Source organism: Aeromonas sp. ZOR0001, from assembly GCF_000801015.1.
Lineage (GTDB): Bacteria > Pseudomonadota > Gammaproteobacteria > Enterobacterales > Aeromonadaceae > Aeromonas > Aeromonas veronii.
Window position 1 is genome coordinate 3,948 of record NZ_JRJY01000167.1, and the last position, 7,044, is coordinate 10,991.

The following is a 7,044-nucleotide window of genomic DNA, read 5'->3' on the forward strand; positions in this document are numbered from 1 at the left end:
GCCGACCGCGATGGGGGACTCCTGCTCAATCTGGCCAAGGCGCTCGGCCCACTGGGCGAGCCAGGCTTCCCGCTCTTCTTGCGAGACCCGCACCGGGGCATAACAGATATGGGGGCGCAGCACGTCGAAGCCGACAAATTGCAGGATCCCGCGCTGGATGGGGCGCAGCACCCCGTCGATATCACCGTTGAAGCCGTCGGGCAGATAGGTCTCGGCGGGGCCGCCGGTAGTCAGGCTCAGCAGCGCCCGCTTGCCGCGAAACTTGCCGCTCTCGTAGATATGGCCCTGACCGTAGACCCGCCCCATGGCAAAGACCCGATCCACCCACCCCTTGAGGATGGCGGGCAGGCCAAACCACCAGAGCGGGAACTGGAAGATCAGCAGATCGGCCGCCTCCAGTTTTTGCATCTCCTGCTCCAGCTGCGGGGCGAAGCTGCTCTGCTCGGTGGCAGCCAGCTCTTCGAGTTGCAGCTTGAGAAAATCGGGATCGCTGGCGGCGGTGAAGTTGCGCCGATCCGAGACAGGATCAAAGCCCATGGCATAGAGATCGCTGGTCATCACTGTGTGACCCGCCTGCTCCAGCGCCCTGATGGCGTGGCAGAAGAGGGCACCGTTGAAGCTTTTGGGTTCGGGATGGGCATAGACAATAAGCACCTTCATAACAGACTCCGTGGCAAATGATGCGAGGGTGACAGGCTTGGTTACTGAAAAAGTGACTGAAACAGTTGCTGAAATAGTTGCCGGGTTGACGCTGTGTCACAGCATAGAAGCCTGCCGCACCGATTGCAGCAGGCGCCACGCCCTTGCGTGACGCCTGCTGGCGCAGCTTATGCCTGACAGGCGGCGAGCCGGACGGCTTCGCGGCGCTCGCTGACATGGGTCAGTCCGTAGGCCAGCAGTACGATAAGGGCGCCGATCCATGGGGTGTGCATCAGGCCGAGGTGCTCCACCACCAGGCCACCGACGACGGAGCCCAGCGCGATGCCAACGTTGAAGGCGGCGATATTGAGGCCGGAGGCCACATCCACCGCCTTGGGAGTGTGCAGTTCGGCCTGCTTCACCACCAGTACTTGCAGACCCGGCACGTTGCCGAAGGCAAAGGCGCCCCACACCAGCACGGTCAGCACGGCCAGCACCGGATGGGGGGCGGTGAAGGTGAGGGCCAGCAGCACCAGTGCCAGACCGGCAAACAGCAGCTTCAGCGCCGGCAATGGACCCATCTTGTCGGCCAGCTTGCCGCCCCAGATATTGCCGACGGCAACCGATACCCCGTAGACCAGCAGGATCAGGCTCACCGCACCGGCGCTAAAGCCGCTCACCTGCTGCAGGATGGGGGCGAGGAAGGTAAAAGCCGTGAAGGCGCCGCCATAACCGAGGGCGGTCTTGGCGTAGACCAGCAGCAGCGGCTTTTTGGTCAGTACCGAGAGTTGTTCGCGGATGGTCGAGGCTGCCCCCTTGGGCAGGTTGCTCGGGATCAGCAGCAGGCTACCCACCATGGCGATGAGGCCGAGCAAGCTTACTACCAGAAAGGTTTCACGCCAGCCAAAGACCTGACCAATCCAGGTGCCGAGCGGTACGCCGGTTACCAGCGCCACGGTGAGGCCGCTGAACATGATGGCGATGGCGCTCGCCGCCTTCTCTTTGGCCACAAGACCCGTGGCGATGGTGCTGCCCACCGAGAAGAAGACTCCGTGCGCCAATCCAGTCAGGATGCGGGCCACGATCAGGCTCTCGTAACCCGGGGCCTGCCAGGCCAGCAGGTTGCCGGCGGTAAAGAGTGCCATCAGCCCCACCAGCAACCACTTGCGCGGCACCTTGCCGGTGAGCGCCGTGAGCACGGGGGCACCGATGGCTACGCCAAGGGCATAGAGGCTGACCAACAGGCCCGCGGAGGGGAGCGAGACATTGAGCTGCTCGGCGATGGTGGGGATAAGCCCCACGATCACAAATTCGGTGGTGCCGATCGCAAAGGCACTCAGGGTAAGGGCAAATAACGCCAGTGGCATAACAACTCCTTGGTTAGGGACTCCCGACGGGAGAATGGCGCCAGTATGCCGATGGGTTTTGTTGGCAAAAATGACGGTGGCAGCAAATTACTTTTGCCAAATAAGCAGCAATGGCGATGAGTGGGAGGAGATTGTGGTGCCCGCGGCGTGAGCGCAACGCAGTGATCTGCGTCGCAGAACGGGATGAACGCTGCTCCTTTTCTGAGCTTGCTTAAGCTCCAGTACAAGCTGGCAGCCATAGGCTTTTCCCTGTGAACCCCGTGTGTGTTGAACCCATGTGCGCCGGTGTTGTGATGGCCGTGCGTTTTCATCGACAGGCAATATCCAGCTGACAGGTAACATGATGACATTGAACCGACTCTCCTCTCTTTTGCTGCTGTGCGGCGCCTTTGCGGTACAGGCTGGCCAGAGCGATCCCCTCTCTGCCTGGAATGACACGGCAGCCAAGCAGGCGATCACCCGCTGGGTAACCAATGCCACCGATCAGCAGCAGGCCACTTTTATTCCGCCAGAGAAGCGCCATGTGGTGTTTGACAATGACGGCACCCTCTGGCCGGAAGCGCCCATTACCTATCAGCTGCAGTTTGCGATGGACGAGATCAAGCGCCTGGCGCCGGAACACCCGGAGTGGAAGGCCGACCCCATCGTCGCGGCAGTGCTGAACAATGACCTCAAGGCCGTGGCCAAATCGGGGGAGAAGGGGCTCGCCAAGCTGGTGGGACTGACCCACAGCGGCATGACTACCACCGAGTTTGCCGAGCGGGTCACTCGCTGGGTCAACAGCAGCAAGGATCCCCGTTTTGGCTGCCACTACGATCAGCTCGGTTATCTGCCGATGAAGCAGCTGTTGGGGTATCTGCGGGACAATGGCTTCCAGACCTGGATTGTCTCCGGCGGCGGCGTCGATTTTATGCGGGTGATGTCCGAGCAGATGTATGGCATCCCGCCCCAGCAGGTGATTGGCTCCTTTACCCTCGGCGAGTTTGCCCTGACCGGGGAGGGCAGCGAGATCCGCAAGACCATGAACGGCGCCTATTTCGATGACAGCAAGGCGAAACCGGCCGCCATTCACCTCTTTATGGGGCAGCGTCCGGTCGGCGCCTTTGGTAACAGCGATGGCGACGTGCCCATGCTGCAATACACCTCGACCAACCCGGATTACCACACTTTTGGTTTGTTGGTGCACCACACCGATGCCAAGCGCGAATACGCCTACGACAGCCATCCGCCAGCCAGCGGCAAGCTGATCGACGGGCTGGCACAGGCAAAAGCGCGGGGCTGGGTGGTGGTCGATATGAAATCAGACTGGAAGCAGGTGTTCGATCCCGCCCTTTGCCAGAACGCGCCCTGATTGCGGGGCTGCATCTGGCATCAATATGGCGGCTGGACGTTCAGCAAGCGCTGCAAAGCGTGAGGCAAGAAAAGAGACAGGGAGAGCATGATGCTCTCCCTGTTTTATCTGGCTTGCTGGCGAGCCAGCCTTTCTTTCGCGTTAGTCTCACGCCTTTCGCGTCAGTCCCATGCAGGGGCAAAGTCGGGATTGGCGCAGCGCTCGCCCCGATCCAGCGTGGCGATGGCGGCCATCTCCTCGCTGCTCAAGGTGATATCGAGAGCGGCCAGATTGGCGGCCTGATTCTCCCGCTTGGTGGAGCTCGGGATCACTGCCATGTCCTGCGCCAGCAGCCAGGCCAGCGACACCTGCGCCGCCGATACCCCGTGGCGTTTGCCAATCTCCATTAGCAGCGGCTCGCTCAGCACCTTGCCATAGGCGAGCGGCATATAAGCGGTGACGGCGATACCCTGGACTTTGCAGAACTCGACCACCTTGCGGTTTTGCAGCAAGGGATGAACTTCGATCTGCTGGTGAGCGATGGCTCCCGGCCCCAAAATCTCGATAGCCTGTTTGAGCTGGGCCACGGTGAAGTTGGAGACCCCGATCTCCCGGGTCAGACCCCGGGCCTTGGCCTCGGCCAGCTGCTCCAGATAGACCGCCATCGGCACCTCATCCTTGGGGGAGGGCCAGTGGATCAGCGCCAGATCCAGATAGTTGGTGCCCAGTTTTTCCAGGCTCACCTCAAGGCTCGGGATCAGCTTGCCCGGCCCAAACTCGCTGGTCCACACCTTGGTGGTCAGGTAGATCTCGTGACGGGCAACAGTGCTGCGGGTCAGCACGGCGCCGACTTCGGCTTCATTGTCATAGATCTGGGCGGTATCGATATGGCGATAGCCCAGCTCCAGACCGTTGGTCAGGGTGGCAAGCAGCGGCTCGCCCTTCAGGCGGAAGGTGCCCAGACCCATGGGTGGCATATTGATCATCTCGTTCCTCAATGGGGTGGTGGTTGGCCCTTGATGGGCTGAACAGAAACAGGCTCTAGGGCCAGTCAGGCGCCCAGTGGCTGATAGCGGCGAATGGTGCTGCTGGCAAACCAGGGCTCGGCCTTGGCGACAAATTCGGTAAAGTGGGGTTGGCCCTGATGGGCGGTGAGGGCAGCTTCGCTCTCCCACACCTCGTAGAGCATCCAGCTGTTTGGATTGTCCAAGTCCTGATGCAACTGATAGCGCTGGCAGCTCGCCTCTTGCAAGGTGGCCGCAATCAGCGGCTCAAGGGCGGCGCGAAACTGGGCGGCGAATTCGGGTTTGGCTTCAAGCTGGGCAATCACAATCACGGGTGATGACATCTGAACCTCCTTGGCAAAAACGAAGGGTCAGTATGCCTGCCGTGACTTGCTGGAAACAGGGCGCTGGTCGCAAAACAGTATTGAGGGGAGAGCAGCAATGGGGTAATCCAGGACATATAAGAGGAATACGCTAATGACCTCATTACACGAATCAACAATTTATTTTTTTAGTTTCTAAGTTTCGACCTATTCTGATTGCAAGCGTCAGGATCTTATGTGCTTCTACATAAGCTTCGATTGTAGGTGATTTGCTGAATGTTCCATCCATCTTAACATCTTGAACTATTGCATCTACTAAATGATGAAAGTTAATAATTTGCTTCGATGTTTCATGATCTACCACGCCCAAATGTTTACAGTTTTCTTGATATACTCTGGAATAATGAGGTGGGATATCGGAGGCTAATATGTATGTATCATCTGGATTTTCTTTTAAATGAGCAATGGCGTTATTGATACTGTCAAGAAACCCTCTTGTTTCCATTAAATTAAGTAATGCGGATATCTCGGTAATCAGAGATCTTGTAATTTGTAATGAAAACATTTTCTCTTTTTTACGTTCAATTATGCTAGAAGTAATAATTGAACTGAGCGAACCCAAAACTGCACCGCCAAGGGCTGCAATAACTGGAATCCATTCGTTCGATCCTTTACTTCCAATAGCCTTGATTGATTCAGTTACAAGATTAATTTCTTCTGGGCTCATAGAACACCTTTTATAAAATTGCCATATAGATGGCATGATATTCTACTGTAATTACCTTCAAAATAACACCTTGAAATTTTGATGCAATCTGACAGCCATCTGCATCTGCAATAGAATGTAATAATATTTGTTGGGAACTGTGTCTTAAATGCCATGATTAAGTCAAGAACACGTAATATGAAATGAACACTTCACCTGTTTTTTTCAAAAAAACGGCTCGGTGTTTTCTTTTATAAACCTTTCGGATATGTAGTAGAGAACGATATTATGAATAATATGGATGTAGATTGTTTCACTTCGTCCAGTATTATCAGGCGCTAAATAGCTGTTCCGAATAATAGATCACTGCACTCGTACAGCTTCTACAAGTGACATTGAGCACGCATCGTGCGCTAAGCCTTGTCACTTCAGGCTTTCTCGCCAGATTGCACAAATGCCTTACGCCACAAGGCTTCCGGCAAGATGGAGCACTATTAGGATCAGTTATTTAGCTTGCACCGACCAGACCGCAAACTCATTGCCGCTGGGCTCAACGAAGTGGAAACGGCGTCCACCGGGGAAGTCGAATAGTGGGCGATTGATGGTGCCACCGTGTTGGCTTACCTTGGCTTGGGTCGTTTCAATATCGGCGCTGTAGTCGGGGCCGTAACCGACAAACTGCCAGCCAAATACGGCCTGAAAGAATGCTTTGGTCGCGGCGAGATCCCTGGCCGCAAACTCCACATAGTTCATTTTTCATGGATGTTAATGCCGTTTTTCTCCCTCATCATCAGCATCGCTGGGCTCAGCAAGTTCTTCCCACGGGGTCAGTTTAAGCTGCTTGCGCCGTAGCCAGAGCCAAGATGCCATGATCAGGCCGCAGAATCCCGCAAACAGGGCTGTTTGGCGCAGGGCAAATAGCGGATCTATCCCCATGGGGTGCCAGCTGAAAAACCACATCGCCATGCCCCAGACAAGACCAACGCTGATACCGAATACCAGAACGTTGGTTAGCCAACCTTCATAGTGAGGCGGTTTGACGGGATAACCTAACCTGCGCAGCAGCCTGCACAGCGGGGGATTGTAGTTGGCGTGCCATACCCCTTTGCTTGCCAGTTCCTGATGGGCGGCGGTCAGCCGCTCTTCAAATGTCATGGTATTCATCCTTGTAAAATAAGTGGTGTCATACGGTGCTTTTCAGGCTGCATTGTACTGACAAATCGCGGGTATGATGTGGGCTCGCGGTCACGTTCTTTCTCTGTAGAAAAAAAGAACTGGCCTCACCGCACGCTTGCCAATCCACAGCGGCTGCGCCTATAAAGGCCCATTACTCTTGTCCGGATAACAGCAATGAAGACTCATTCTGATGAACTGACCCTGTTTGTGGCGGTGGTGGAGGCGGGCAGTTTTCGCCAGGCGGCGGAGAACCTCGGCATGGACAACTCGGTGGTGAGCCGCGGCATCAAACGGCTGGAGGAGAAGCTCTCCACCGTGCTGCTCAATCGCACCACCCGCCGGGTCAGTCTGACCGAGGAGGGGAGCTGGTTCTATCAGCGGGCGGTGAAGATCCTGACCGAGATGAGTGAGGCGGAGGGGCATCTGCTGATGCGCCGGGAACAACCCGAAGGGGTGTTGAGAGTCGATGCCGCTACCCCCTTTATTCTGCACCGGCTGG

General features: G+C 56.5%; 9 protein-coding genes. 2 read left to right on the forward strand and 7 right to left on the reverse strand.

Annotated elements, in window-relative coordinates:
* Both L972_RS20140 and L972_RS20145 read right to left on the reverse strand, forming a co-directional pair.
* The coding region (locus tag L972_RS20140) for an NAD(P)H-dependent oxidoreductase (RefSeq protein WP_047440625.1) at positions 1–660 on the reverse strand (660 nt) is incomplete at its 3' end.
* Positions 661–827: 167 nt separating this feature from the next.
* Positions 828–2,006 (reverse strand): MFS transporter, encoded by a 1,179-nt coding sequence (locus L972_RS20145; protein WP_047440627.1) that lies wholly within the window; start codon positions 2,004–2,006, stop codon positions 828–830.
* Between the two features lie 340 nt (positions 2,007–2,346).
* On the opposite strand from L972_RS20145, the gene L972_RS20150 reads away from it, so the two are divergent.
* Complete coding sequence (locus L972_RS20150) at positions 2,347–3,357, forward strand: HAD family hydrolase (RefSeq protein WP_231560965.1); 1,011 nt, start codon at positions 2,347–2,349, stop codon at positions 3,355–3,357.
* A gap of 161 nt (positions 3,358–3,518) precedes the next feature.
* Here the strand turns inward: L972_RS20150 and dkgB are convergent, their stop codons facing one another.
* The 5 genes from dkgB to L972_RS20170 form a co-directional block, all read right to left on the reverse strand.
* Positions 3,519–4,322 carry a 2,5-didehydrogluconate reductase DkgB gene (gene dkgB, locus L972_RS20155; RefSeq protein WP_047440631.1) on the reverse strand — a complete coding sequence of 268 codons (804 nt, stop codon included), beginning with the start codon at positions 4,320–4,322 and terminating at the stop codon, positions 3,519–3,521.
* 65 nt (positions 4,323–4,387) lie between these two features.
* On the reverse strand, positions 4,388–4,684 hold the full coding sequence (locus L972_RS20160; RefSeq protein ID WP_047440633.1) for a putative quinol monooxygenase: 297 nt from the start codon (positions 4,682–4,684) through the stop codon (positions 4,388–4,390).
* 151 nt (positions 4,685–4,835) lie between these two features.
* Positions 4,836–5,390 (reverse strand): hypothetical protein, encoded by a 555-nt coding sequence (locus L972_RS21585; protein WP_136501583.1) that lies wholly within the window; start codon positions 5,388–5,390, stop codon positions 4,836–4,838.
* 483 nt (positions 5,391–5,873) lie between these two features.
* On the reverse strand, positions 5,874–6,122 hold the full coding sequence (locus L972_RS20165; protein ID WP_047440636.1) for a VOC family protein: 249 nt from the start codon (positions 6,120–6,122) through the stop codon (positions 5,874–5,876).
* 12 nt (positions 6,123–6,134) lie between these two features.
* The gene (locus tag L972_RS20170) at positions 6,135–6,524 is read right to left on the reverse strand and encodes a DUF6404 family protein (RefSeq protein ID WP_047440637.1); all 390 of its coding nucleotides are present in this window, start codon (positions 6,522–6,524) and stop codon (positions 6,135–6,137) included.
* Between the two features lie 195 nt (positions 6,525–6,719).
* Here L972_RS20170 and L972_RS20175 point away from each other — a divergent pair.
* Positions 6,720–7,044 (forward strand): LysR family transcriptional regulator (locus L972_RS20175; protein WP_047440639.1); only part of this gene is annotated, 325 nt, incomplete at its 3' end.

Bases quoted from the DNA above. Each gene is read 5' to 3' on its own strand.
- dkgB (WP_047440631.1), bottom strand. From the start codon at position 4,322: ATGATCAATATGCCACCCATGGGTCTGGGCACCTTCCGCCTGAAGGGC.
- L972_RS20145 (WP_047440627.1), bottom strand. From the start codon at position 2,006: ATGCCACTGGCGTTATTTGCCCTTACCCTGAGTGCCTTTGCGATCGGC.
- L972_RS20170 (WP_047440637.1), bottom strand. From the start codon at position 6,524: ATGACATTTGAAGAGCGGCTGACCGCCGCCCATCAGGAACTGGCAAGC.
- L972_RS20160 (WP_047440633.1), bottom strand. From the start codon at position 4,684: ATGTCATCACCCGTGATTGTGATTGCCCAGCTTGAAGCCAAACCCGAA.
- L972_RS21585 (WP_136501583.1), bottom strand. From the start codon at position 5,390: ATGAGCCCAGAAGAAATTAATCTTGTAACTGAATCAATCAAGGCTATT.
- L972_RS20165 (WP_047440636.1), bottom strand. From the start codon at position 6,122: ATGAACTATGTGGAGTTTGCGGCCAGGGATCTCGCCGCGACCAAAGCA.
- L972_RS20150 (WP_231560965.1), top strand. From the start codon at position 2,347: ATGATGACATTGAACCGACTCTCCTCTCTTTTGCTGCTGTGCGGCGCC.